The sequence below is a fragment of the Agromyces sp. NPDC055658 genome (genome assembly GCF_053618155.1).
The window spans coordinates 125,233-149,799 of sequence record NZ_JBSHHD010000004.1 but is presented as its reverse complement, the minus strand read 5'-3'; the positions used below and the strand labels follow the sequence as shown (position 1 = coordinate 149,799).

The window sequence follows — 24,567 nt, the reverse complement described above, 5'->3', positions numbered from 1 at the left end:
CGTCACCCGTCGACTGGCGTCGCGAAGAGCGTCGCGATGAGCCGTTCGCGGTCGGCGCCGAGCGCGTCGTCGAGTCGCCCGCCGGCCGAGAGCCCGCTGACCCCGTGCAGCAGGCTCCAGAGCAGTTCGGCCCTGACCGTTCGATCGTGCGCGTCGCGTCCGCCCGCGGCGCGTTCGACGACGGCGAAGCCCGAGACGAGGACCTCGGGCGTATCGCCGGAGGCGAAGGCGAAGCTCGTGCGTGCTGACGCCATCGCCTCGTAGAGGGCGGGATTCGTGCGTGCGTAGTCGAGGTACGCCGTGATCAGGTGGCGCAGGTCGTCGTCGGGCGACGCCATCCGGGTGGCGAGTTCGGTATAGCCGGTGACGACGAGTCGCTCGACGATCTCGTCGCGCCCCCCGGGGAAGTGACGGTAGAGGATCGGCTGGCTGAACCCGATCTCGTCGGCGAGCCGGCGCACCGTGACTGCGGCCCAGCCCTCGTCCTCGGCGATCCGACGCGTGGTGTCGAGGATGAGGCGTTCGCGTTCGCGGAAGCGTTCCGCCTCTTGCGGGGTGCGTGCCATGTCGCTATGTTAGCAGCGGTAACAGTTAGCAGCGCTAACACCAGTCGAAGGAGTCGAGATGTCGATCGTCATCGCCGCAGCCGCGGCCCTTGCAGTGCTGAACCTCGCCGTGATCTTCGGCACCGACGTGGTCGCGGCGGTCGTGCTGCGTCCCGTCTATGCCGAGGTCGACGACCGCACCATGGTGCAGGTGGTCGGCCGGGGCCACTACTACGGCGATCGGCGTCTGCCGGTCGTCGGCATCCTCGGCACGGTGCTGGCGGCGATCACGGTCGCGCTCGCGGTCGGCTGGGGAACGGCCGTCACCACGACGCTCTCGGCGATCGCGCTCGCCCTGCTGCTCGCCTGGCTCGGACTCTTCGCCCGCATCTCGGCGCCGATCAACAAGGTGCTCACCGCAGCGGCCCTGGCCGGCGACGTGCCGGCCGACGCTCGCGCGCTGCAGTCGCGATGGGAGTCGATCATCGTGCTCCGTGCGGTGCTGCTCGGCCTGTCGATCCTGCTGCTGTGCGCGACGATCGCACTCGTCTGACGGGTGCGGGCGGTCGCCCCGTCCGCACGGCCGCCGTATGACCGGCGCCGCACCGTTCAGGTGACGTGGTTGCGACTTCTGTGACCATCACAAACAACTTTCGATTGACGCGACGACAAAAGTAGGCGACAGTGTTCCGCACGGACTCTCGACGACGAGACGGAAGGAACCAGCATGTGTTACGGACATGACGGACGAGGGGCGCTGCGCGAATCGCTCGCCGGGCGCGGGGTGAGCCGACGCGGCCTCCTCCTCGGAGCGCTGGGCGCGACGGCCGCGGCCGCGACGTTCTCCGCCGGGGCGATCCCCGCCGCGGCGGACGTCGCGACGAAGCCGTGGAAGCGGGTGCCGCCCGGCAAGATCAGCATCCAGCTGTGGACGGTGCGCGAGGCGCTCGGAGTACCATGGGGTCCCGGCGACTACGACACGACGCTGGGCGCGATCGCGGACATGGGCTACCCGCGCGTCGAGCAGGCGCTCGGCTACTTCGGCCGCACCGCCGCCGGACTGCGCGCGTTCTACGACGAGATCGGCGTCTGGGCGTCGTCGTCGCACGACGGCCCCTCGTCCGACGCGGCCGCCCTCGAGCAGAAGCTCGAGAACGCGGCGACGCTCGGCCAGCGCTATCTCAACGTGCCGTACTTCGCCTCGGGTGCGCTCGCCGAGTGGCAGCAGCTCGCCGACACGATGAACGCCGAGGCGCAGGCCGCGGCCTCGTACGGCATCGCCTACGGCTACCACAACCACGCGCACGAGTTCACGACCGACCTGGGCGGCGGGCTCACCCCGTGGCAGGTGCTCACCGAGCGGCTCGACCCCGCCCTCGTGCACCTCGAGGTCGACCTCTACTGGGCCGTCACCGGCGGCATCCAGAGCGGTGACGGCGCCGCCGACCCCGAGCAGTTCGCGATCGACGTGATCGACGCGGCGCCGCAGCGGGTGCGGCAGTTCCACGTCAAGGACCGTCACGTGGGAGGCGACATGGCCGACCTCGGCACCGGCACGATCGACTTCGCGCGGATCTTCCGGGCGCACGCCGTCGAGGAGTACATCGTCGAGAACGACACTCCCGACGTCACCCCGCTGCAGACCGCGGAGGTCGGGTACGACTACCTCCGCGAGCTGCGGTTCTGACGGTGTCGCGGTCGGGGGCGCGTCGTGGCAGGCGCGCCCCCGGCTGCCGCACCTCAGGGACACCGGTACCGCCGGGGATGCCTCGCGGTCAGCGCGCGGCGAGCGCGTCGATGCCCTCGGGCGAGAGCACGTGGTGGATCGCGAGCATGCTCGCGCCGAGCACGGCCGCGTTCTCGGCCGCGGCCGACTGCACGATCGCGAGGTGCTCGGTCGCGAGCGGCATCGAGCGCGTGTAGACGACCTCGCGCACGCCGGCGATGAGGTGCTCGCCGGCTCGCGCCATCGAGCCGCCGATGGCGATGACCGAGGGATTCACGAGGCTGACGCACGCGGTCAGCACCTCGCCGATGTCGCGACCGGCCTGGCGCACCGCCTGGATGGCGTCGATGTCGCCGCGCTTCACGAGCTCGACGACATCGCCGCCGGACGCCGCGTCGACGCCCTGCTCGCGCAGCGCGCGGGCGATCGCCGGCCCCGAGGCGAGCGCCTCGAGGCATCCGCGGTTGCCGCAGTGGCAGGGCACGTCGCTGCCGCGCGCCACCCGCACGTGGCCGATGTCGCCCGCGATGCCCTGCGCGCCGCGCTGCAGCCGCCCGCCCGAGATGATGCCCGAGCCGATGCCGGTCGCGACCTTCACGAACATGAGGTGCTCGATCTGCGGCCAGGCGAGCGCCTGCTCGCCGAGGGCCATGATGTTCACGTCGTTGTCGACCAGCACCGGCACCTCGAGGTGCTGCTGCACCCAGCCGGGCACGTCGAAGCGGTCCCAGCCGGGCATGATCGGCGGGTTCACCGGCCGCCCCGTCGAGTGCTCGACCGGGCCGGGAACGCCGATGCCGATGGCGACGAGCTCGCGGCGGTCGCGGCCGAGCCCCTCGATGAGTGCGAGTCCCTGCTCGACCATCCAGCCGAGCACGGCCTCGGGGCCGAGGGCGATGTCCTTCGGCTCGGAGCGCTCGACGAGCACCGTGCCGGAGAGGTCGGTGACGGCGAGCGTCGCGTGCGACGCGCCGAGGTCGGCCGCGAGCACGATGCGCGCGGCGGGGTTGAGCGCGAACTGCGACGGCGGGCGCCCCCCGGTCGAGGCGGCGTCGGCGACCGGTGTGACGAGTCCGAGCCGCATGAGCTCGTCGACCCGCGCCGCGATCGTCGAACGGGCGAGCCCGGTCGATTGCGCGAGCGACGCGCGCGTGCGCGGCACGCCGTCGCGCAGGAGCTGGAACAGCTCACTGGCACCCGATGTGCCGAGCGCGGATCCTCGGCTGATGTCCACCATGCAACTGAGTAAAGCACAAGGTCTTCGACGTATGGCACAGCCACTACCTGTTGTCCGGAGAACAACTTTTGACGGAGTGCTAGCAAAAGTTGCCATGAGTGTGTCACGATGTCCCCATGACAACGGACGTCATCGCCCCGACCCGCACACGACGTGCCGGCTTCATCGGTGGCGGCTTCATGGCCGCGGTGCACTCGCGTGCCGCCCGCGCCGCCCGAGCCGAGCTCGTCGGCGCCGCCTCGTCGACCTCGGGTCGTGCCGCCGCGGCGGCCGAGCGCCTCGGTCTCGGTGCCGCCTACGACTCGTTCGAAGCCCTGCTCGCCGACCCCGACATCGACGTGGTGCACATCTGCACGCCGAACACGACGCACGCCCGCTTCGCGAGGGCCGCGCTCGAGGCCGGCAAGCACGTCGTCTGCGAGAAGCCGCTCGCGACGACCGCGGCCGACGCCGTCGAACTCGTGCGGCTCGCCGACGAGCGCGGCCTCGTCGCCGCGGTGCCGTTCGTCTACCGCTTCCACCCGATGGTCCGCGAGGCGCGGGCCCGTGTCGCCGCCGGGGAGACCGGCCGGCTGCTCAGCGTGCACGGGGCCTACCTGCAGGACTGGCTCTCGACGCCGGGTGACGACGACTGGCGCGTCGACCCCGCGCTCGGAGGGCCGTCGCGGGCGTTCGCCGACATCGGCTCCCACCTCGTCGACCTCGTCGAGTTCGTCGCGGGCGAGCGCATCGCGAGGCTCACCGCCTCGACCAGCACCGCGTACGCCGAGCGCGTCGACCACGTCGCCGTCGAGACCGAAGACCTCGTGGCGCTCGTCGTCGAGTTCGCCTCCGGCGCACTCGGCACGCTACTCGTCTCGCAGGTCGCTCCGGGTCGCAAGAACGCCCTCTCGATCGAGCTCGCGGGCACCGAGGCGAGCATCCGGTTCGAGCAGGAGCGCCCCGACACCCTCTGGGTGGGCCGCACCGCGGCCTCGAGCATCATCGAGCGCGATCCGGCGCGGCTCGACGCCGACGCGGCCCGGCTCTCGCTCGTGCCCGCCGGGCACCCGATGGGCTACCAGGACGCGTTCAACGCCTTCGTCGCCGACGCCTACGCGGCGATCGACGGCGCGCGGCCCGACGGGCTCCCGGTCTTCGCCGACGGGCTGCGCGCCGCACAGGTCACCGAGGCCGTGCTCGCCTCGGCCGAACGCCGCGACTGGACGGAGGTGCCCGCATGAGCGCCGCGACCCCCGCATCGTCGTCGCCCGGCGCAGTCGCCGCGGCCGGCGAGCCGGTGCTCGTCGCCGAGGGGCTCGAGAAGTCGTTCTTCGGCGTGACCGTGCTGCGCGGCGTGGGGCTGACCCTGCGCGCCGGCGAGGTCCACGGCCTGGTCGGCGAGAACGGCGCCGGCAAGTCGACCTTCATGAAGATCCTCGCGGGCGTCTACGAGCGCGACGCGGGCAGTGTGCGACTCGGCGGCGAGGAGGTCGCGTTCAGCCACCCCGTGCAGGCCGCGCGGGCCGGCCTCGCGACGGTCTTCCAGGAGTTCAACCTGCTGCCCGAGCGCACGGTCGCGCAGAACGTCTTCCTCGGTCGCGAGCCGAAGCGGCGCGGCCTCGTCGACCGCAAGGCGATGCTCGCCGAGACGCGGGCGCTGCTCGCCGAGCTCGGCATCGACTCGATCGACGCCGACGCGCCGGTCCGCACCCTGACCGTCGCCGAGCAGCAGATCGTCGAGATCGTCAAGGCGCTCTCGGTCGACGCCCGGGTCATCCAGATGGACGAGCCGACCGCCGCGCTCGCCGATCACGAGGTCGAGCTGCTCTACGCGATCGTCCGGCGCCTGCAGGCGCGCGGCGTCGCGATCATCTACGTCTCGCACCGGCTGAAGGAGATCTTCGACCTCTGCGACACGATCACGGTGCTGAAAGACGGTGCGCTCGTCTCGAGCGGGCCCGCGTCCGAGCTCGACACCGACGAGCTCGTGCGGCGGATGGTCGGCCGGCCGATCTCCGCGTACTTCCCCGACCCCGAGCCGGGCACCGTGAGGGGCGAGCCCCGGCTCGAGCTCCGCGCCGCCGGCAACGCCTACGTCGACGGGGTCGACCTCGAGCTGCGCGCCGGTGAGATCGTCGGTGTCGCGGGCCTGCAGGGCTCGGGTCGCACCGAACTCGTCGAGGCCGTGTTCGGCATCGCGCCGTTCACGCGCGGCGAGCTGCGCCTCGACGGCCGGCCGGTGCAGATCTCCTCGGCCCGGCAGGCGGTGAGGCGGGGCGTCGCCCTCATCACCGAGGACCGCAAGGCCCAGGGCCTCGCGCTCAACCAGTCGATCGCCGACAACGCGCTCCTCGTGATCCGCTCGGTGTTCTCGCGGCGCACCCGCGAGACGCGGCGAGAGCTGCCGGGCGTGCTCTCCTCGCTCGAGCTGTCGTCGCGCGGCCTCGACCAGGAGGTGCAGTTCCTCTCGGGCGGCAACCAGCAGAAGGTCGTCCTCGCGAAATGGCTCGCGACCAAGCCCCGCGTCGTACTCCTCGACGAACCGACCCGCGGCATCGACGTCGGCGCGAAGGTCGCCGTCTACACGCTCATGCGCCGACTCGCGAAAGAAGGGGTCGCCATCCTGATGATCTCGTCCGAACTGCCCGAGGTGATCGGCATGTCCGATCGCATCATCGTCATGCACGACGGCCGGGCCTCGGCCGAACTGCCGGCTCGCAGCGACGAGGCGACGATCCTCGGCGCCGCGACGGGAACCCTGCGCGTCGGCGGGGAGGAGCTGCGATGAGCGCGACGACCCCCACCGCCCGGCGCGCGACACCGCGCCGTCGCCGGCTCGACTCGAGCCTCATCGTCGGCATCGCGCTGGTCGCGGTCATCGCGATCGGCGCCGTCCTCGTCGCCTCCGTCGGCCGCAACTTCTTCAGCGCCGGCAACATCCGCGACATCCTCACCGGAATGAGCGTGCTCGGCTTCGTCGCCATCGGCCAGACCCTCGTCATCCTGTGCGCGTCCCTCGACCTGTCGGTGCCCTACGTCGTGAGCCTGTCGAGCCTCATCGCGGCCGACCTCATGGCCGGCAACCCCGCGAACATCCCGATGGCCGTCGTCGCCGTGATCGTCGTCGCCGCGGTCATCGGGCTCGCGAACGGGCTCATCGTCACGAAGCTCAAGGTCAACGGCTTCATCGCGACGCTCGGCACCGGCCTCATCATCAAGGGCTACCTCGACACGAACTACAAGGGCACGAGCGGCCAGGTGCCGTGGGAGTTCCAGCTCATCGGTGCCACGGGCATCGGACCGATCCCCGTCTCGACGCTGCTCATGCTGCTCGTCGCGCTCGCCGGGGCGTTCTTCCTCGCCCGCACGCGCACCGGCAACCACATGTTCGCGGTCGGCGGCAACGAGCAGGTCGCGCGCCTGTCGGGCATCCGCACCGCACGACCGCTCATCGTCGCGCACATGCTGTGCTCGATCACGGCGGCGCTCGCCGGGCTGCTGCTCGCGAGCCGGCTCGGCGTCGGCAGTCCGGTCGTCGGCACCCAGGGCGGCTACGACCTGCTCTCGATCGCCGCGGTCGTGCTCGGCGGCACCCTGCTCATGGGCGGCCGCGGCTCGATCTGGGGCACGATCGGCGGCGTCGCGATCTTCGCCGTCGTCGACAACGTGATGAGCGTCATGCAGGTGAACCCCTTCCTGAAGGACGTCGTGCGCGGCGTCGTCATCGTCGCGGCCGTCGCGGTCTACACGAGCCGGTCGGTCGACCGGCGCAGGCCGAGGTTCGCGAACGCCTCGGCACCGCCGACCGGCCCCGACGGCGCCGGAGGCGACGCCGACGGGAACGACGCACGAGAGGAGGCCCGCGCATGACCGCCGTCAGCACCGACCGCCGCGACCTGGGCAGCCGCCTGGCCGACCTCGGCCGCACCCTCGTGAGCCCGCGCGGCGCCGTGTTCCTGCTGCTCATCGTGCTGCTGGTCGCGATCACCGTCCTGAACCCGTCGTTCGCCGAACCGAGCCAGTTCATCCGCTTCATCCAGCGCGTGGCGCCCATCGCGATCGTCGCGATCGGCCAGTACTTCGTCATCGTCGGCGGCGAGTTCGACCTGTCGATGGGATCGGTCGTCACGGCCCAGGTCGTGATCGCCGGCAACCTCATCGGCCAGGACGAGGCGAAGTCGCTGCCCGTGCTCGCGCTCATGCTCGCGTTCGGCGCCCTCATCGGGCTGGTCAACGGACTCATCGTCTCGTTCCTCAAGGTGCCGAGCTTCATCGTCACCCTCGGCATGATGCTCGCGCTGCTCGGCGGCACCCTCTACTGGACGGGCGGCGCCGCGACCGGCAACCCCGCCGACGGGTTCCGCGAGATCGGGCGCGGCGGCATCCGCGGCATCCCCGTCATCGACATCCTGCCGTGGTCGGTCCTCGTGCTCGCCGTCGTGCTCGCCGTCGCGATCTGGTTCTCGAAGCGCCCGTTCGGCCGCACGATCATCGCGCTCGGCGACAACCCGACGACCGCGCGGTTCGCGGGCGCCCGCAGCTGGTGGGTGAAGACGTCGACCTTCATGATCTCCTCGCTCTCCGCGACGATCGCGGGCGTGCTGCTCGTGGGCTACGCCGGTGTCCACCCGTCGGTCGGTCGCGGCTACGAGTTCATCGCGATCACCGCGGTCGTGCTCGGCGGCGTGGTGCTCGGCGGCGGGCGCGGCTGGGTCGTCGCGGCGGCGGCGGGCGCGTTCGCGCTCGAGGCCCTGTTCACCCTGCTCAACTTCGCCGGCGTGCCCTCGACCTACCGCGACGCGGTGCAGGGCGCGATCATCATCATCGCGGTCGCCTACTCGGCGACCACCTTCCGCGCACGACGCCGCGGCAAGGGCATCGATCCGGCACCCGCGGCATCGACGACGATTCCGGATGCCTCGGCCGAGGCATCCGACGCGGCATCGGGCGGCTCGCCCGGGACCGCCACCCAGACCTCGCCGGACACGGCGACCCAGACTTCGCCGGCACCGGCGGAGGAGCGCGATGCCGAGGCATCCGCTCGCCCTGCATCCATTCCCTCGACGTCGAGGGCTGACAACGAAACCAAGGGAGGTTCGTGATGCGACGCAAGTATGCGGTGGCATCCGCAATGGTCGGCGCCCTCGCGCTGCTGACGATGGCCGGCTGTACCACCGACCCCAACGTGGCCGCGCCGACGGAAGACGCCGGCGCCACGGAGGAAGCGGTCGAGTGGTTCGACCAGGAGCTCTTCGACAAGCAGGACGCCGAACGCGACGTCGTGCCCGAGGGCCCCGAAGGGCAGCCGTGGCTGCAGTACATCAACGCCGAGATGGTCGACACCTCGGAGTTCGCGAGCGACGGGGCGAAGAAGGCGTGCTTCGCCAACGCCTCGATCTCGAACCCGTGGCGCCAGACCGGCTGGATCACGATGAACCAGCAGCTGAAGGTGCTGCAGGACGCCGGTGTGATCAGCGAGATGGAGACCCGCGACGCGCAGGACTCCGACGACACGCAGATCGCCGACATCGACTACTTCATCAACGAGGGCAACTGCGACATCTTCCTCATCTCGCCGAACTCGACGGCGGCGATGACCCCGGCCGTCGAGCGCGCCTGCGACACGGGCAAGCCCGTCGTCGTGTTCGACCGCGGCGTGCAGACCGACTGCCCCGTCACGTTCATCCACCCCATCGGCGGATTCGCGTGGGGCATCGACACGGCCGAGTTCCTCATCGACGAGCTCGACGAGGGCGACAAGGTCGTGGCACTGCGCATCCTGCCGGGCGTCGACGTGCTCGAGCAGCGCTGGGCCGCGGCCGAGAAGCTGTTCGACGAGGCCGGCATCGAGGCCGTCGACTACTTCACGGGCGCCGACCCCGCCGAGATCAAGAAGATCATCTCCGACGAGCTCGCCAAGGGCGACGTCCAGGGCATCTGGATGGACGCCGGCGACGGCGCCGTCGCCGCCATCGAGGCGTTCGAGGATGCCGGCGCCGACTACCCGGTGATGACGGGCGAGGACGAGATGAGCTTCCTCCGCAAGTGGAAGGAGACCGGGCTCACGGGCCTCGCGCCGGTGTACTCGAACTTCCAGTGGCGCACGCCGCTGCTCGCCGCGCAGAAGATCTTCGCCGGCGAGGAGGTGCCCCAGGAGTGGGTGCTGCCGCAGTCGCCGATCACCGCGGAGGAGGTCGACGAGTACCTCGCGCTCAACGAGAACATGCCCGACGGGCACTACGCCAAGTTCGGCGGCGAGGACCTGCCCGGCTACCCGCAGGTCTGGGAGGACCGGATCATCCCGTAAACCCTGATCCGTCGGTCGAGGAGCGCGGAGCGCGTATCGGGACCACACGCACGATCGTGGTCTCGATACGCTGCGCTCGTCGACCGGCGGCGGGTCTCGATACGCTCGCTTCGCTCCCTACTCGACCGACGGAGTTCTGCAAGGAGGCAGCATGCGCCGCACCATCGGCGTGAACACCTGGGTGTGGGCTTCGCCCCTCACCGCCGAGAACCTGCCCGCGCTCGCCGCGAAGGCGGCGGCGCTCGGCTTCGGGGCGATCGAGCTGCCGGTCGAGAACCCCGGCGACTGGTCGGCGGATGCCGCGGTGGAGATCCTGCGCGAGCACCGCCTCGCCCCGATCGTGATCGGGGCGATGGGCCCCGGCCGCAACCTCGTCGCCGCGCCCGGCTCCGAGATCGTGGCGACCCAGAACTACCTCGTGCACTGCCTCGGCGTCGCCGAGCGCCTCGGCTCCCCGGTCGTGGCCGGCCCCTTCACCGCGGCCACCGGCCGCGCCTGGCGCATGGACGCCGAGGAGCGCGAGGCCCGGTACCGCGAGCTCCGCACGGCGCTCGCGCCGCTCGTGCGACAGGCCGAGGCTCGTGGCATCCGGCTCGCGATCGAACCGCTCAACCGGTACGAGACGAGCCTCGTGAACACGGTCGAGCAGGCGCTCGAGGCGCTCGGGCCGCTGCTCGGCCCCGGCCTCGGGCTCGCGCTCGACAGCTACCACCTCAACATCGAGGAGAAGTCGATCGGCGACGCGATCCGTGCGGCCGGCCCGAACCTCGCCTACGTGCAGGTCTGCGGCAACGACCGCGGCGCCGTCGGCGACGACCACCTCGACTGGCCGGCGTTCCTCGACGCACTCGACGAGGTCGGGTACGCCGGGGCGCTCGGGCTCGAGAGCTTCACGGGCGAGAACGCCACGATCGCGGTGGCCGCCTCGGTCTGGCGGCCGCTCGCGCCCTCGCAGGACGAGCTGGCGGCACGAAGCATCCGCTACCTGACCGCCCTGAACGACGAAAGGTACCCCGCATGACCGCCGCAACCCATCCCGTCACGCTGTTCACCGGCCAGTGGGCCGACCTGCCGTTCGCCGAGGTGGCGCGCCTCGCCGCCGATTGGGGCTACGACGGGCTCGAGATCGCCTGCTCGGGCGACCACCTCGACCTGAAGCTGGCGGAGGAGGAGCCCGGTTACCTCGCCGAGCGGCAGGAGATCCTGAAGCGGCACGGGCTCGAGGTCCACGCGATCTCGAACCACCTGACGGGCCAGGCCGTCTGCGACGATCCGATCGACTTCCGCCACGAGGCGATCGTGCGCCCGTACACGTGGGGCGACGGCGACCCCGAGGGGGTGCGGCAGCGTGCCGCCGACGACATGAAGCGGGCGGCGCGGGTCGCCCGCGCGCTCGGCGTCGACACCGTCGTCGGGTTCACGGGCTCGGCGATCTGGCCGTACGTGGCCATGTTCCCGCCCGTGCCGGCGAGCGTCATCGACGCCGGCTACGAGGACTTCGCGAACCGCTGGAACCCCATCCTCGACGTGTTCGACGCCGAGGGCGTGCGCTTCGCCCACGAAGTCCACCCCTCCGAGATCGCCTACGACTACTGGACGAGCGTGCGCACGCTCGAGGCGATCGACCGCCGCGCCGCGTTCGGCTTCAACTGGGACCCCTCGCACATGATGTGGCAGGGCATCGACCCCGTCGGCTTCATCTGGGACTTCCAGGACCGGATCTACCACGTCGACTGCAAGGACACGAGGATGCGGCCCGCGACCGGCCGGCCGGGAATCCTCGGCTCGCACCTGCCGTGGGGCGACCCGCGGCGCGGCTGGGACTTCGTCTCGACGGGGCACGGCGACGTGCCGTGGGAGGACGCGTTCCGCGCGCTCGACGCGATCGGCTACACGGGCCCGATCTCGGTCGAGTGGGAGGACGCCGGCATGGACCGGCTGCACGGTGCCGCCGAGGCGGTCGGGTTCATCCGCTCGAAGCTCTTCCCGCGCCCGACCGCCTCGTTCGACGCGGCGTTCTCGAACCAGTAGGGGCTCGCATGCCGATCGAGCACACCGTCGTCTTCCGCCTCGTGCACGAGGCCGGCTCCGACGAGGAGTCGGCGTTCCTGCGCGCCGGCCGCGACACGCTGACGGCGATCCCCGGGGTGACGGGCTTCGCGGTCATGCGTCAGGTCAGCCCCGGGAGCCCGTTCACCCACCAGTTCCGCATGGTGTTCGCGGATGCCGCGGCGTATGACGCCTACAACCGCCATCCCGCTCACGTCGGCTTCGTGGAGGAGCGCTGGGTGCCCGAGGTCGCCGACTTCCAGGAGTTCGACTTCGAACCGGCCTGACCGGCGGTCGCGACCGCCGGCGGGCGTCAGCCCGTCACGCTCCAGAAGTACACCTTCGTCTCGGGGTGCTTCGGGTGGTCGTCGACCGACCGATCCCACGTCGCGTCGGTGTGCCCCGCGTAGTAGACGTGCACGTCGCCGTCCTCGTCCTCGATGACGGCCGTGACGATGGCGGTGTGGTCGCGATCGCCCGAGGCGTCCCAGTCGAACTGCACGATGTCGCCGGGCTTCACCTTCGCTCGCTGCGCGTCGGAGAGCGGCGTCGCCCGCTCGGGGTGCGCCGCGAGGTAGTCGCGGAACACGGTCGACGATCGCCACGCGTCGCTCGACGCGTACGGGTCGCCGTCCGCCGAGTACCACCACTCGGCGTCGGGCTGCCAGCCGCGCTCGACGAGCGACTGCGAGGCGAAGTTCACGCAGTCGTCGTCGCCGAGCACGCCGTACTGCTCGTTCGCGCCGTCCCAGTGCTCGCGCACGTACTCGAGCTGGCGCAGCACGGGGGCCGGCAGCTCGGGGTCGAGCTCGAGCGCCGCCGCGTTCGGACGGCTGCCGTGGCCGCCCTGCGTTCCCGGCCCGGTCGGGTCGGGCGGCGTGGCGGCGGCGACCGCCGCGGTCACGATCGCCACGACGAGCCACACGACGAGCCCGACGGCGACGAGCAGCGCGCCGCCCACGACGAGGCGCCGGCGCAGGTACACGCCGGGAGAGGGTCGCGGGGTCGGCTGGCTCATCGGTTCCACGCTACGTCGTGCGTCGACGGTCGGCCGGAGGGCACGCGCATCGTCGGGCGCTACTCGGGGATGCTCCAGTAGTACGCGACGCCGCCGGGATGGATCTCGGTGATCGCCTCGTCGACCGTGCGGTCCCAAGTGGCGTCGGTGTGGCCGGCGTACTCGATCGAGACCGCGCCGTCGGCGCCGACGACGACGGCCGTCACGGTGCCCGTGTGATCGCGGTCGCCGGTGCCGTCCCAGTCGAACTGCACGAGGTCGCCGGGCTTCACGAGGGAACGTTGCGTGTCGTCGAGGGCGGTCGCCCGCTCGGGGTGCAGCTCGAGGTAGTCGCGCAGCACGGTCGAGCTGATCCAGGCGTCGCTCGAGGCCCACGGGTCGCCGTCGGCCGAGTACCACCACTCGTCGTCCTCGGTCCAGCCGCGGGCGAGCAGCCCCTGGCTCGCGAAGTTCACGCAGTCGTTCTCGTCGATGTAGCCGAACTCCTCGCTTGACGTGTCCTGCCAGTGGGCGCGCAGGTAGGCGAGCTGGGCCGCGACCGCGGGGCTCACCGCGGCCGCGGCGACCGTCGAGTCGGCCCTCGCGTCGGCGCCCGGCGTCGGCCGGGCGGTCGCGGCGTCGATCGAGTCGGCCGACGCGGCCGAGGGGGCGGGCGACTGCCCGAAGAGCCAGGCGAGGGCGCCGCCGGTGGCCGCGACGGCGGCGACGCCGCCGCCGATCAGCACGGCTCGGCGGGGGAGGGCGCGGGGGTGCGGTGGCTGCGACATCGATTCGACCGTAGGCGGTCTTCCTCCGCGTTCCATCCGAACGGACGAGTGCGCGGACGCCTCGCCGGGAGTGCTCCCGGCGAGGCATCCGCGCTTCGACGGACGTCGCATCAGCGCTCGGTGACCGTGCCGTGCTTGATGTGCAGGCGCCGCTCGGCCCGCCGCGCGACGGCCGAGTCGTGCGTGACGATGACGAGCGTGAGCCCGCGGTCGCGCCACAGCCCCTCGAGCAGGCCCAGGATCTCGTCGCGGGTCTCCTCGTCGAGCGCGCCCGTCGGCTCGTCGGCGAGCAGCACGTCGGGCTCCTTCACCAGGGCGCGGGCGATCGCGACCCGCTGCTGCTGCCCGCCCGAGAGCTCACCGGGCACGTGCGTCGCGCGGTCGGCGAGCCCCACGGCGGCGAGCGCCTCGGCGGCGCGCCGGCGCCGCTCCGGCCCCGGCACGCCGAGCGGCTCGAGGGCGGTCTCGACGTTCTCCTGCGCCGTGAGCGTCGGAATGAGGTTGAACCCCTGGAAGACGAAGCCCACCTCCTTCGCGCGAACCCGGGCGAGCTTCGCGTCGGGCAGGTGCGAGATGTCGGACTCGCCGAGCCGCACCCGGCCGGAGGTCGGCCGGTCGAGCGCGCCGAGCATCTGCAGCAGCGTGGACTTGCCACCGCCCGTCGGCCCCTGGATCGCGACCATCTGGCCGGCTGCGATCTCGAGGCTGACGTCCTTCAGCGCGGTGACCGTGCGCTTGCCGGGGTACTGCTTCGTGACGTTCTCGAGCACGTACATGTGGGTTCCCTTCGGTCGGGCGGGCGTCGCCGGCCCGGTTTCGGTGGATGCCTCGGCGCCGGCGGCGTGCACGGCCCCGGTCTCGACGGCGGTCATGCGACGCTCCGCAGCGCTTCCGCCGGGCGCAGGCGCGAGGCCCGCCAGCCGCCGATCGCGCCGGCGGCGAGGCCCCCGAGCACGGCGAGGCCGATCGCGATCGCGATGACGCCCACCGTCACCGGCGCGTTCAGCACGACCTCGGTGGTCGTCTGGGTCGCCGCGGCGGCGCCGAACGGGCCGCCGGCCATGCCGCCGGGCATCGCGCCCGAGGCATCCGCCCCCTGCATCGCCGCACCGCCCGGGCCGCCGGCCGTGATGCCGCCGGCGCTGCCGCCGAGCGTGAGCCCCATGAGGTTCACGATCCAGATGCCGGCGAGGCCGATGACGAGGCCCGCGGCCCCGCCGATGAGGCCCTGCACGAGCGACTCGCCCGCGACCTGCCCGACGATCCGGCCGTTTCGCCAGCCGATCGCCTTGAGCGTGCCGAACTCGCGGGTGCGCCGGGTGACCCCCTGGATCGTGAAGAGGATCGCGATGAGGAACGCGGCGACCAGCACGGCGAGCGAGACCCACAGGCCGAGGTTCGAGATGAGGCTCGACGCGGTCGACAGCGATCCCGAGACCTGCGAGGCGAGGTCGGCCTGCGTCGACACCGTGGCGTCGGGCAGCGCCTCCTCGATCTCGGCCTGCACGGCGTCGATCCGATCCGACGAGTCCGCCTGCACGTAGAGGTCGCTGATCATGCCGTCCTGGCCCGAGATCGACTGGGCGAGGTCGAGCGGGATGTACGCGTTCGACGCGGTCGTCGCGTCGGCCGACGTCGAGGCGACCGTGCCGACCACCTCGAAGTCCGTGCCCCCGAGGTCGATCGTGTCGCCGACCGCGAGTTCGGCGCTCGTCGCGTAGGTCGCGTCGAGCACGACGACGGCCTGACCGGTGTCGCCCGACTCGAGGCCGCGGCCGTCGGCCAGTTCGACCGACGACAGCGGGCCGACCGCGGCGCCGGCCGGATCGACGCCGAGCACGCTGACCCGGTCGACGTCGAAGGCGCTGCCGCCGGCGCCGTCGAACCCGCCCTGCGGGGGCTGCTCGCCGGTGCCGTCGCCCGGTGCCACCCGGTCGGTGCCGTCCTGCTGCGCCGAGAAGTCGGGCAGCTCGCCCGAGAACGTGACGTTCTCGAGCGCGAGCGTCGCCGCGGCCGCCGAGACGCCGCCGAGGCCCTGCACGGTGTCGAGCGACGACGCGTCGAATGTCTGCGAGCCCGGGCCCGAGGTGAGGCGCGACTGGCTGATCGAGGTCGAGCCGTCGGCGGTCTCGCCGTCGTCGGCGCCGAACTCGAAGCGCTGCGGCCCGTCCCCCTCGCCCGGTGCGGCGGGGGTCGCCGTCACCGTGAGGTCGGTGCCGACGCCGTAGACCGACTGCAGTACCTGGGCCTGCGCATCGCGCACGCCCGTCGAGACGGCGTTCACGATCATGACGAGGGCGATGGCGAGCGCCATGCCGATCGCGATGATCGCGGTCTGCCTGCGGCGGCCCGCGAGCTCGCGCCGGAGGTAGGTGAAGAACATGGGGGTCCTCTCGTCGATGGGGTCGGGACCGACGCTAGGAGCGCGCGCTGTGGCGTCGCTTTGGCGCCGCTATGCGTCGGCCATGCATCGGCCGGGGCCGAGGCATCCGGAATCGCACAGGCGAGCCATAGGAATCGCATAGCTCGGTGCGGATACTGGAACCATGAGCTCGACGCCCGCCGCCCCGCACCGTGCCCCCGCGATCGCCAAGGGCGACGGGTCGATGGTGCGGGTGCTCGTCGTCGACGACGAGCACTCGCTCACCGAGCTGCTCAGGATGGCGCTCAAGTACGAGGGCTGGGACGTGCGCACCGCCGCCGACGGCCAGAGCGCCGTGCGGATCGCGCGCGAGTTCCGTCCAGATGCGATCGTGCTCGACATCATGCTGCCCGACATCGACGGGCTCGAGGTGCTGCAGCGGGTGCGCGCCGACGGCACCGAGACCCCCGTGCTGTTCCTCACCGCGAAGGACTCGCTCGACGACCGCATCGCCGGGCTCACCGCGGGCGGCGACGACTACGTCACGAAGCCGTTCAGCCTCGAAGAGGTCGTCGCCCGGCTGCGCGGGCTCATCCGCCGCTCGACGCTCACCCTCGCGCAGGCGAAGGACCCGGTGCTGACCGTCGGCGACCTCACCCTCGACGAGGACTCCTACGAGGTCGCCCGCGCGGGAGAGCCGATCGAGCTCACCGCGACCGAGTTCGAGCTGCTGCGCTACCTCATGCGCAATCCCCGCCGCGTGCTCTCGAAGGCGCAGATCCTCGATCGCGTGTGGTCGTACGACTTCGGCGGCAAGGAGACGGTGGTCGAGCTCTACATCTCGTACCTGCGCAAGAAGATCGACGCGGGCCGGGCACCCATGATCCACACGGTTCGCGGCGCCGGCTACATGCTGAAGGCGGCGGGATGACGCGCCCCGGCGATCCCGGATACGCGGCGGCGGCTCGCCGGGAGGCCACCGCCCGCGACCACGGCGCCGGCGGGTCGGCCGGCCAGGGCGACGACACGGCGACGAACGACGCGGATGCCGCGCACCGCCGCCCCTGGACCCTGCGTCGCCGGCTCCTCGTCATCGTCGCATCGCTGCTCGTCGCGGTGAGCGCCGTCGTCGGCGTCGTGAGCGTCGCGGTGTTCCACAGCTCGTCGGTCGCCCGGCTCGACGCCAACCTCGACTCGGCGATCTCGCGCGCGAACGTCGCCATCGCCGGGCAGCCGCCCGGGTTCCCCGGCGACCCCGACGCCGCACCGGGACTCGTGCTGAACGTTCCCGGCCAGGAGGCCGGCACGCTCGCCGCCCTCGTGCCGCGCGAGGGCGAGGCACGGGCCGGCTACATCACCGAGGGCGGTCGCGTGCTCGACCTTCCCGACCACGTGGCGAACGCCCTCGCGGCGGTGCCGGCCGACGGGCAGCCCCATTCGATCAAGGTCGGCGAGTACGGCGACTACCGTGCGCTCGCCGTCGAGGAGGCCGAGTGGGACGGCGTCTCGATCGTCCTCGCACTGCCCCTCGCCGAGGTCGGCGCCGCGACCTCGCAGCTCGCGATCACGATCACGATCGTCGCGCTCGCGGGGCTCGCCGCCGCGCTCGCGCTCGGCTCGCTCATCGTCACCCGTGCCCTCAGCCCGCTCGCGCGCGTCACCGAGACCGCCCAGCGAGTGTCGGAACTGCCGCTCGACCGCGGCGACGTCGCGCTCGCCGAGCGGGTCGACGTCGGCGACGAGCGCACCGAGGTCGGCCGGCTCGGCGCCGCCTTCAACCGCATGCTGGGGCACGTGGCATCCGCCCTGACGGCGCGCGAGCAGAGCGAGCAGAAGGTGCGCCGCTTCGTCGCCGACGCCTCGCACGAGCTGCGCACGCCGCTCGCATCGATCCGCGGGTACGCCGAGCTCACGCGGCTGCACGGCGGCCAGCTGCCCGAGGACGTGATGCATGCGCTCTCGCGCATCGAGTCGGAGTCGGTGCGCATGACCGAGCTCGTCGAGGACCTGCTGCTGCTCGCCCGGCTCGACGAGGGGCGCGAACTCGTGCACTCGACCGTCGACCTGCGGGCGATCGTCGTCGACGCCGTCGGCGACGCCCAGGCCGCAGGACCCGATCACGACTGGTCGGTCGACGCGGGGGAGTCGCCCGTCGAGGTCTCGGGCGACGACGCACGACTGCGCCAGGTGCTGGCCAACCTGCTCGCGAACGCGCGCGTGCACACGCCCGCCGGCACCGCCGTGTCGGCGACCCTCACCGAGGTCGACGGGCGCGCGAGGCTCCAGATCGCCGACGACGGCCCAGGCATCGACGAGGGGCTGCGCGACCGCCTGTTCGAGCGCTTCGCACGAGGGGATGCCTCGCGCTCGCGCCGCGCCGGGTCGACCGGCCTCGGGCTCGCGATCGTGCGCGCGGTGGTCGAGGCGCAGCACGGCACGGTGTCGGTCGAGTCGAAGCCCGGCCGCACGGTCTTCACGGTCGATCTGCCGCTCGCCGGGGCGACGCCCGCGTCGTAGCCCGATCGAACGACCGGCAGTCCTCACCGGAACACGGCGTGCGGGCGCCGTGCGACGGGTGTCGTGCGAACGTGCCCGTCGCGACACGAGGACCGGAGGCGACGGGTGCGGCCGCCGGACAGACATCCGACCATCTCTGGCGTGTCGCGCGCCTGCACCCCTAGCGTGTGGAGGAGCCACGGGGTCGTGGCACCGCGCAGAGACGCGGGTGGAGGCCGTGGCCCCGGCATGACCGAAGGAGCATCCGCATGTCTTCAGCGGTACCCACCACCGCACGACGACGCACCATCCGCACCGCAGCCCTGCTCACCGCCGTGATCGCCGGCGCCGGCCTCGCGGCCGCCTCGCCCGCGTACGCGAGCCCCGACCCGACTGATCCGACCTTCGTCGACGGCCTCTCGCAAGCCGTCTTCACGAAGAACTCGGCCGAGTGGGTCAACGAGGAGGCCTGGGTCGAGAGCGAGGTCGACTCAGACCGCGACGGGCGGCCCGACCTCGTGCACATCGACGTCAGCCGAGTGCCCGAGACCGAGACCGACGGCCTCGACGTGCCGGTCATCATGGAGCTGAGCCCGTACTACGCAGGCGGCTCGCAGGTGACGAACTGGTCGGTCGACCACGAGATCGGAGACCCGCCCTCGACGAAGGACCCGTGGCCCGCGTACCAGCCGACGAACCGCACGAGCCCGACCATCTCTCGCTCGCTCGAGAACACGTGGGTGCCCCGCGGCTTCGCCGTCGTGCACGCCGAGGGCTTCGGCAGCGGCTGGTCGGAGGGCTGCCCCACCTCGGGCGGGGTGAACGAGTCGCTCGCCGGCAAGGCCGTCGTCGACTGGCTGAACGGCCGCGCGAAGGCGTACACGAAGCCCGACCGCGCAACCGAGGTCGCGGCCGACTGGACGACCGGCAGCGTCGGCATGATCGGGACGTCGTACAACGGCACGCTGCCGATCGGCGTCGCGTCGACGGGCGTCGAGGGACTCGACGCGATCGTGCCCGTCTCGGCGATCTCCGACTGGTACGACTACTACCGCGCGAACGGCGCGGTCCGCGCACCGGGCGGATACCAGGGCGAGGACCTCGACGTGCTCGCCGACTACGTGTACACCCGGTTCGACCAGGAGATCTGCCAGCCGGTCATCGACGAGCTGCGGGCGAACCAGGACCGCGCGACCGGCGACCGCAGCGCGTTCTGGGAGGAGCGGAACTACCTCGCGAACGCCGACCGCATCAGCGCGGCGACCCTCGTCGCGCACGGGCTCAACGACTGGAACGTCATGACGAAGAACGCCTCCGCGCTCTACGAGGAGCTCAAGGCGAACGGCGTGCCGCACCAGATCTACCTGCACCAGGGCGGCCACGGCGGCAACCCGAACGACACGCTGCTCAACCGCTGGTTCACGCGGTACCTGTACGACGTCGAGAACGGCGTCGAGCAGTTGCCGAAGGCGTACGTCGTGCGCGAGGACCGCACCCTCACCGAGTACCCCGAGTGGCCCGACCCGGCGACGGAGGACGTGAAGCTCAAGCTCGCGCCCGCCGTCGAGGCCGACGGCGTCGGCGCGCTCGCCGCGTCGCGCAACGGATCGAAGGCGACCGAGGACCTCGTCGACGACGCGGGCATCCGCGCCGCCGACCTGGCCGCCGCCGCATCGTCGCCGAACCGGCTCGCGTACCGCACGGCGGCGCTCGGCGAGCCGCTGCGGCTCTCGGGCACGCCGACGGTCTCGCTGCGGATCGCGGTCGACCGGCCGAAGGCGAACCTCACCGCCCTCCTCGTCGAGTACCCGCTGACGGGAGCCCCGAAGATCATCACGCGGGGCTGGATGGACGTCGAGAACCGCGACTCCGACGCGGTGACGACGCCCGTCGCCCCCGGGGTGGCGTACGACTTCGCGTTCGACCTGCAGCCGAAGGACTACGTGTTCTCGGCGGGCTCGCAGATCGGCGTCGTCGTGCTCTCGAGCGACCAGGAGTACACGGTGCGCCCGGCGCCGGGCACGACGCTCACGCTCGACCCGTCGAAGTCGACCGTGCACCTGCCGCTCGTCGGCGGCATGGAGGCCCTGCAGGCGTCGCTGCACGCGGGCTGAGCGCGACGGAGACGCAGAAGGAGCGTATCGGGACCCCGGCGGGTCTCGATACGCTCCTTCGTCGCGGCCGGAACGGCGGGGGAGTCCGTCCGGCGCGGTCCGGGCGGCGGGGGGAGGTCCGCCCGGAGGCTCAGGCCTCCGACAGCACCTTCAGCATCTCGGCGAAGGTCTCGAGCTCGGACACGGAGCGCTCGCTGAGCGCTTCGTGGAGCCGTGCCTGGTTCTTCACCCGCAGGGCCGCGACCCGCTCGACCGCGAACGGGGTGGGCTCGAGCACCCGCACCCGGCCGTCTCGCTCGTCGGGGCGGCTCACGACCAGCCCGTCCTCCTCGAGGATGCGCACCTGGCGGCTCACGACGCTCTTGTCCATGTCGAAGAGCTCCGCGAGCTGATGCGCGTTCGACGAGCCCAGTCGCACGATCGTCGAGAGCAGCTTGTACCCGGCCGGGTTCAGCTCGGGGTGGATCTGCTGCGCCGCCTCCTTCCAGACCGTGCGGGCACGGTTGAAGACGAGGCCGAGTTGCTCTTCGACGCGGGCGATGGCCTCGTCGAGGGAGGGGGAGGTCATGGCGATCATGCTACTTGCGCGCCTCCTGCGCTGTGGCCGTCGCCGACGAGCGGGCGGATGCCTCGCGGTCGGCGCCGGTCGCGGCATCCGAGCCCTCGACGACCTGCAGCGACGAGGTGACCGGCGCGCCGATCTCGGCCTCGGCGAGGTCGATGGCGACCTGCTCCGCCTCCTCGGCGAGGGTCTGCGCGGCATTCTTCGTCGACAGCGGCTTGTTCGGCAGGAACGCGATCGCGATGAGGCTCAGCACGGCGAGGGGGATCGCGATGATGAACACGTCGGCGATGCCCTGGCCGTACGAGCTCTCCACGATCACGCGGATCGTGTCGGGCAGCTCCGAGACCTTGGGCAGGTCGCCGGTCGCGAGCGACTTGAGCGCGTCGATCTCGTCGGGCGAGGTCGGCGTGAACTTCGCGAGGCTGCTCGTGATGTGCGTCGTCACCTGGGTGGCGAGCACCGAGCCCATGACCGTCACGCCGATGGTGCCGGCGATCGAGCGGAAGAAGTTCACGTTCGAGCTCGCGGCGCCGAGCTGCGAGGCGGGCGTGTCGTTCTGCACGATCAGGGTCAGGTTCTGCATGACCATGCCGAGGCCGGCGCCGAGCACGAACATGTAGACCGAGACGAGCGCGAACTCGGTGTCGTACTGCAGGGTCGCCATGGCGGTCACGCCGGCGGTCACGAGCACGGAGCCCAGCAGCATCCAGCCCTTCCACTTGCCGAAGCGGCTCACGAGCGCGCCGATGCCGATCGAGGCGCCCATCTGGCCGACGATCATCGGGATGGTCATGAGGCCCGACTCGGTCGGGGTGGCGCCGCGCGCCAGCTGGAAGTACTGCGCGAGGAAGACGCTCGTCGCGAACATCGCGACGCCGACCGAGATCGACGCGATCACGGCGAGGGTGAAGGTGCGGTTCGCGAAGAGGCTCATCGGCACGATGGGCTCCTCGACGAAGAACTCGGCGATGACGAAGCCGATGATCGCGGCGGCGGAGATGCCGATGACGACGAAGCTCTCGACCGAGTCCCAGTCGAACTGGTTGCCGCCCATCGACACCCAGATGAGCAGCAGCGAGACGCCGACGGTGAGCAGGATGGCGCCGAGGTAGTCGATCTTGACCCGCTCGCGGTTCGGCTTCGGCAGGTGCAGCGTGCGCTGGATGAGAATGATCGCGAGCACGGCGAAGGGCACGCCGATGAAGAAGTTGGCGCGCCAGCCGAACGCGTCGGTGATGACGCCGCCGAGCAGCGGCCCGCCGATCGTGGCGAGCGCCATGATGCCGCCGACGACACCCATGTACTTGCCGCGCTCGCGCGGCGAGATGATGAGCGCGACGGCGATCATGACGAGCGACATCAGGCCGCCGGCGCCGAGGCCCTGTACGACGCGCACGGCGATGAGCATGCCCGTGTCCTGCGAGAAGCCGGCGATGACGGTGCCCGCGACGAAGAGGCCGAGCGCGAGCTGCAGCAGCATCTTGCGGTCGACGAGGTCGGCGAGCTTGCCCCAGATCGGGGTCGAGACGGCGGTGGCGAGCAGGCTCGCCGTGATGACCCAGGTGTAGGCGGCCTGGTCGCCGCCGAGGTCGGCGATGATGACGGGCATCGAGGTCGAGACGACCGTGCCCGAGAGCACGGCGACGAACATGCCCATGATGAGGCCCGAGAGGGCCGTGAACACCTCGCGCGGCGAGCGCTGCGCCTCGGTGTCGTTCGGGAGTGTTGCAGTCAAGGGGAGATCCTCACAGAAAGTTGATTACGGTCAACTATATACGTTTCGTTGATCTTTATCAACTATCGACTCAGGTCAACTATTCCTCAGGATCCGGCCGGTATCCTGAGATCCCAGATGCGTCGCGTACCCCCGTGGGAATCCCCCTGCGCGGTGCACCTCGGAGGCAGCCGGTGACCGTCAGTCAGCTCGTCAATCTCATCGCCCGCGAACTCGGCCGGCCGGCGCTCCTCGAGGACGGCCGGTATCGCGTCGTCGCCTTCAGCCCGCAGTCCGAGGTCATCGACGAGGTGCGGCGCCGCTCGATCCTCGAGCACCACGCCGGTCCGGGCGTGCATTCCTGGCTCGCGGGACTCGGGGTCTACCGCTCCGAGGAGACCATGCACGTGCCGCGCAATCCCGGCCTCGGCATGCTGCAGCGGCTCTACGTCCCGATCCGCACCCAGGACGGTGCGCGCGCGCATCTCTGGCTCATCGAGGAGCCCGACGCGATGTCGCCGGAGGAGGTCGCTCGAGCCGGTGAGCTCGCCGTGCGCCTGGCCGAGGAATGGGCCCGCGTGCTCTCGTTGCGCGACGACGAGTCGGCCCGCAGGGCGGAGCGCACTCGCGTGCTGCTCATGGGCGAGGCGCGCGAGCGCCTCCTCGCGGCCGACGAGCTGGTCGCGTCGGGCGACATCGACGCCTCGGGCGCCCTCCGCGCCTACCTCCTGACCACCCGCGATCCCGGCGCGCTCAGCCGCGAGGACCTCGAGGCTGCCGAGCGCCGCATCCGCCGGGCGCTCGCGGACCTCGGCCCGCTCACCCTCGTGACCGCCGGCGGCGTGGTGCTCATCGTGCCGGACGACGGCGGGCGGCTGCACCCGGCCGTGGACGCCGTCGTCGAGCGACTGCGGTCGGCCGCTGCGCGCGGCGGCGGCCCCCTGGGCGACCCGCTCGTCGCGATCGGCGGCGCCGTCGTGCACCTGCCCGACTCGGCCCGGAGCCACCGCGAGGCGCAGCGCGCGCTCGCGATCGCCACGGCCTTCCGACTGCGGGGGCCCGCCGTCGCCTGGGACGAGCTCGGCGTGTACCGCGGCCTGCAGTCCGCGGCCGCGCTGGGCGTGCGCTCGGCGGACTTCTCGACCGGACTCGCGAGCCTTCTCGACGAGCGCGACGGAGACGTGCTCCTCGAGACGCTCGAGGCGTACTTCCGGCACGGAGGTCGGCTCCGCGACGTCGCGGGACGGCTGAACGTGCACCGGGCGACGGTCTACCACCGGCTCGCCCGCGTCGAGCGCATCCTCGGCATCGACCTGCACGACGGGCTCGAGCACCTCGGGCTCCATCTCGCGCTGCTCCTGCGCCGCATCGAGGTCGCGGCGGCCATCGAGCCGAACCTCACGGCCTGACGGGATCCGTCGCCGGTCTCGTACGACGATCGTCGCACCGGAGCTCGTGGTTGCTCGACAGTTGATCGATGACCGGGCGCCGAGGGGTTCCTAGGCTGTGAGTCACCTGACACGGGCAAGAACGGGCACGCGGCGGATCCAGCACGGGCTGAAGGCCGGCCGCGTCGCCCGACGAGAAGAGCACCACCCGCCGTCACCGCGGCGGGGGAGCGGTTCGTCGCGCCACCCATGCGCCGATCTTCCGACCGCGACGCAACGTCGCGCCGCGGGACATCC

The 24,567-nt window shown here is 71.7% G+C and carries 22 protein-coding genes; 14 read left to right on the top strand and 8 right to left on the bottom strand.

Annotation, left to right across the window (positions count from 1 at the left end):
- Positions 1–2: 2 nt before the first annotated feature.
- Complete coding sequence (locus ACWGPE_RS03740; RefSeq protein WP_275506273.1) at positions 3–566, bottom strand: TetR/AcrR family transcriptional regulator; 564 nt, start codon at positions 564–566, stop codon at positions 3–5.
- Positions 567–624: 58 nt separating this feature from the next.
- On the opposite strand from ACWGPE_RS03740, the gene ACWGPE_RS03735 reads away from it, so the two are divergent.
- Both ACWGPE_RS03735 and ACWGPE_RS03730 read left to right on the top strand, forming a co-directional pair.
- Entirely contained in the window at positions 625–1,098 is a 474-nt protein-coding gene (locus ACWGPE_RS03735; protein WP_231432086.1) for a DUF1772 domain-containing protein, read from the top strand.
- A 174-nt stretch (positions 1,099–1,272) separates the two neighbouring features.
- Positions 1,273–2,232 (top strand): sugar phosphate isomerase/epimerase family protein, encoded by a 960-nt coding sequence (locus tag ACWGPE_RS03730; RefSeq protein WP_452048172.1) that lies wholly within the window; start codon positions 1,273–1,275, stop codon positions 2,230–2,232.
- 88 nt (positions 2,233–2,320) lie between these two features.
- On the opposite strand, the gene ACWGPE_RS03725 is transcribed toward ACWGPE_RS03730, so the two are convergent.
- Positions 2,321–3,508, bottom strand: a complete 1,188-nt coding sequence (locus ACWGPE_RS03725) for an ROK family transcriptional regulator (RefSeq protein WP_231432084.1) — start codon at positions 3,506–3,508, stop codon at positions 2,321–2,323.
- A 116-nt stretch (positions 3,509–3,624) separates the two neighbouring features.
- On the opposite strand from ACWGPE_RS03725, the gene ACWGPE_RS03720 reads away from it, so the two are divergent.
- The 8 genes from ACWGPE_RS03720 to ACWGPE_RS03685 all read left to right on the top strand — a co-directional run bounded on the left by ACWGPE_RS03720 (position 3,625) and on the right by ACWGPE_RS03685 (position 12,133).
- Positions 3,625–4,731: a Gfo/Idh/MocA family protein gene (locus tag ACWGPE_RS03720; RefSeq protein ID WP_231432083.1), complete on the top strand. Its 1,107-nt coding sequence runs from the start codon at positions 3,625–3,627 to the stop codon at positions 4,729–4,731.
- Complete coding sequence (locus tag ACWGPE_RS03715; protein ID WP_231432082.1) at positions 4,728–6,278, top strand: sugar ABC transporter ATP-binding protein; 1,551 nt, start codon at positions 4,728–4,730, stop codon at positions 6,276–6,278. Before ACWGPE_RS03720 ends, ACWGPE_RS03715 begins: the two co-directional genes overlap by 4 nt.
- Entirely contained in the window at positions 6,275–7,360 is a 1,086-nt protein-coding gene (locus ACWGPE_RS03710) for an ABC transporter permease (RefSeq protein WP_376930930.1), read from the top strand. The genes ACWGPE_RS03715 and ACWGPE_RS03710 overlap by 4 nt, the downstream gene beginning before the upstream one ends.
- Entirely contained in the window at positions 7,357–8,592 is a 1,236-nt protein-coding gene (locus ACWGPE_RS03705) for an ABC transporter permease (RefSeq protein WP_231432080.1), read from the top strand. The genes ACWGPE_RS03710 and ACWGPE_RS03705 overlap by 4 nt, the downstream gene beginning before the upstream one ends.
- On the top strand, positions 8,592–9,797 hold the full coding sequence (locus tag ACWGPE_RS03700; RefSeq protein WP_452048171.1) for a substrate-binding domain-containing protein: 1,206 nt from the start codon (positions 8,592–8,594) through the stop codon (positions 9,795–9,797). The genes ACWGPE_RS03705 and ACWGPE_RS03700 overlap by 1 nt, the downstream gene beginning before the upstream one ends.
- 151 nt (positions 9,798–9,948) lie before the next feature.
- Positions 9,949–10,818, top strand: a complete 870-nt coding sequence (locus ACWGPE_RS03695; RefSeq protein ID WP_231432078.1) for a sugar phosphate isomerase/epimerase family protein — start codon at positions 9,949–9,951, stop codon at positions 10,816–10,818.
- Positions 10,815–11,828 (top strand): sugar phosphate isomerase/epimerase family protein, encoded by a 1,014-nt coding sequence (locus tag ACWGPE_RS03690; protein WP_231432077.1) that lies wholly within the window; start codon positions 10,815–10,817, stop codon positions 11,826–11,828. The genes ACWGPE_RS03695 and ACWGPE_RS03690 overlap by 4 nt, the downstream gene beginning before the upstream one ends.
- A gap of 8 nt (positions 11,829–11,836) precedes the next feature.
- Positions 11,837–12,133, top strand: a complete 297-nt coding sequence (locus ACWGPE_RS03685; RefSeq protein ID WP_231432076.1) for a Dabb family protein — start codon at positions 11,837–11,839, stop codon at positions 12,131–12,133.
- A gap of 26 nt (positions 12,134–12,159) precedes the next feature.
- Here ACWGPE_RS03685 and ACWGPE_RS03680 read toward each other — a convergent pair whose 3' ends face one another.
- The 4 genes from ACWGPE_RS03680 to ACWGPE_RS03665 all read right to left on the bottom strand — a co-directional run bounded on the left by ACWGPE_RS03680 (position 12,160) and on the right by ACWGPE_RS03665 (position 16,014).
- Positions 12,160–12,864 (bottom strand): amidase domain-containing protein, encoded by a 705-nt coding sequence (locus ACWGPE_RS03680; RefSeq protein WP_452048170.1) that lies wholly within the window; start codon positions 12,862–12,864, stop codon positions 12,160–12,162.
- A gap of 59 nt (positions 12,865–12,923) precedes the next feature.
- On the bottom strand, positions 12,924–13,631 hold the full coding sequence (locus tag ACWGPE_RS03675; RefSeq protein WP_231432074.1) for an amidase domain-containing protein: 708 nt from the start codon (positions 13,629–13,631) through the stop codon (positions 12,924–12,926).
- 110 nt (positions 13,632–13,741) lie between these two features.
- Entirely contained in the window at positions 13,742–14,407 is a 666-nt protein-coding gene (locus ACWGPE_RS03670; protein ID WP_452048181.1) for an ABC transporter ATP-binding protein, read from the bottom strand.
- A gap of 92 nt (positions 14,408–14,499) precedes the next feature.
- On the bottom strand, positions 14,500–16,014 hold the full coding sequence (locus ACWGPE_RS03665; protein WP_231432073.1) for an ABC transporter permease: 1,515 nt from the start codon (positions 16,012–16,014) through the stop codon (positions 14,500–14,502).
- 163 nt (positions 16,015–16,177) lie between these two features.
- On the opposite strand from ACWGPE_RS03665, the gene ACWGPE_RS03660 reads away from it, so the two are divergent.
- The 3 genes from ACWGPE_RS03660 to ACWGPE_RS03650 all read left to right on the top strand — a co-directional run bounded on the left by ACWGPE_RS03660 (position 16,178) and on the right by ACWGPE_RS03650 (position 20,603).
- Positions 16,178–16,924: a response regulator transcription factor gene (locus tag ACWGPE_RS03660; RefSeq protein WP_231432072.1), complete on the top strand. Its 747-nt coding sequence runs from the start codon at positions 16,178–16,180 to the stop codon at positions 16,922–16,924.
- A complete protein-coding gene (locus ACWGPE_RS03655) occupies positions 16,921–18,510 on the top strand; it encodes a sensor histidine kinase (RefSeq protein WP_231432071.1) in 1,590 nt (529 codons plus the stop codon). Before ACWGPE_RS03660 ends, ACWGPE_RS03655 begins: the two co-directional genes overlap by 4 nt.
- 248 nt (positions 18,511–18,758) lie before the next feature.
- The gene (locus tag ACWGPE_RS03650; RefSeq protein ID WP_275506278.1) at positions 18,759–20,603 is read left to right on the top strand and encodes a Xaa-Pro dipeptidyl-peptidase; all 1,845 of its coding nucleotides are present in this window, start codon (positions 18,759–18,761) and stop codon (positions 20,601–20,603) included.
- A 130-nt stretch (positions 20,604–20,733) separates the two neighbouring features.
- On the opposite strand, the gene ACWGPE_RS03645 is transcribed toward ACWGPE_RS03650, so the two are convergent.
- Together ACWGPE_RS03645 and ACWGPE_RS03640 are read right to left on the bottom strand one after the other, a co-directional pair.
- The gene (locus ACWGPE_RS03645; RefSeq protein ID WP_231432069.1) at positions 20,734–21,171 is read right to left on the bottom strand and encodes a MarR family winged helix-turn-helix transcriptional regulator; all 438 of its coding nucleotides are present in this window, start codon (positions 21,169–21,171) and stop codon (positions 20,734–20,736) included.
- Positions 21,172–21,181: 10 nt separating this feature from the next.
- On the bottom strand, positions 21,182–22,903 hold the full coding sequence (locus ACWGPE_RS03640) for an MDR family MFS transporter (RefSeq protein WP_255680021.1): 1,722 nt from the start codon (positions 22,901–22,903) through the stop codon (positions 21,182–21,184).
- 173 nt (positions 22,904–23,076) lie between these two features.
- On the opposite strand from ACWGPE_RS03640, the gene ACWGPE_RS03635 reads away from it, so the two are divergent.
- Entirely contained in the window at positions 23,077–24,291 is a 1,215-nt protein-coding gene (locus ACWGPE_RS03635; protein ID WP_452048169.1) for a PucR family transcriptional regulator, read from the top strand.
- Positions 24,292–24,567 lie beyond the last annotated feature (276 nt).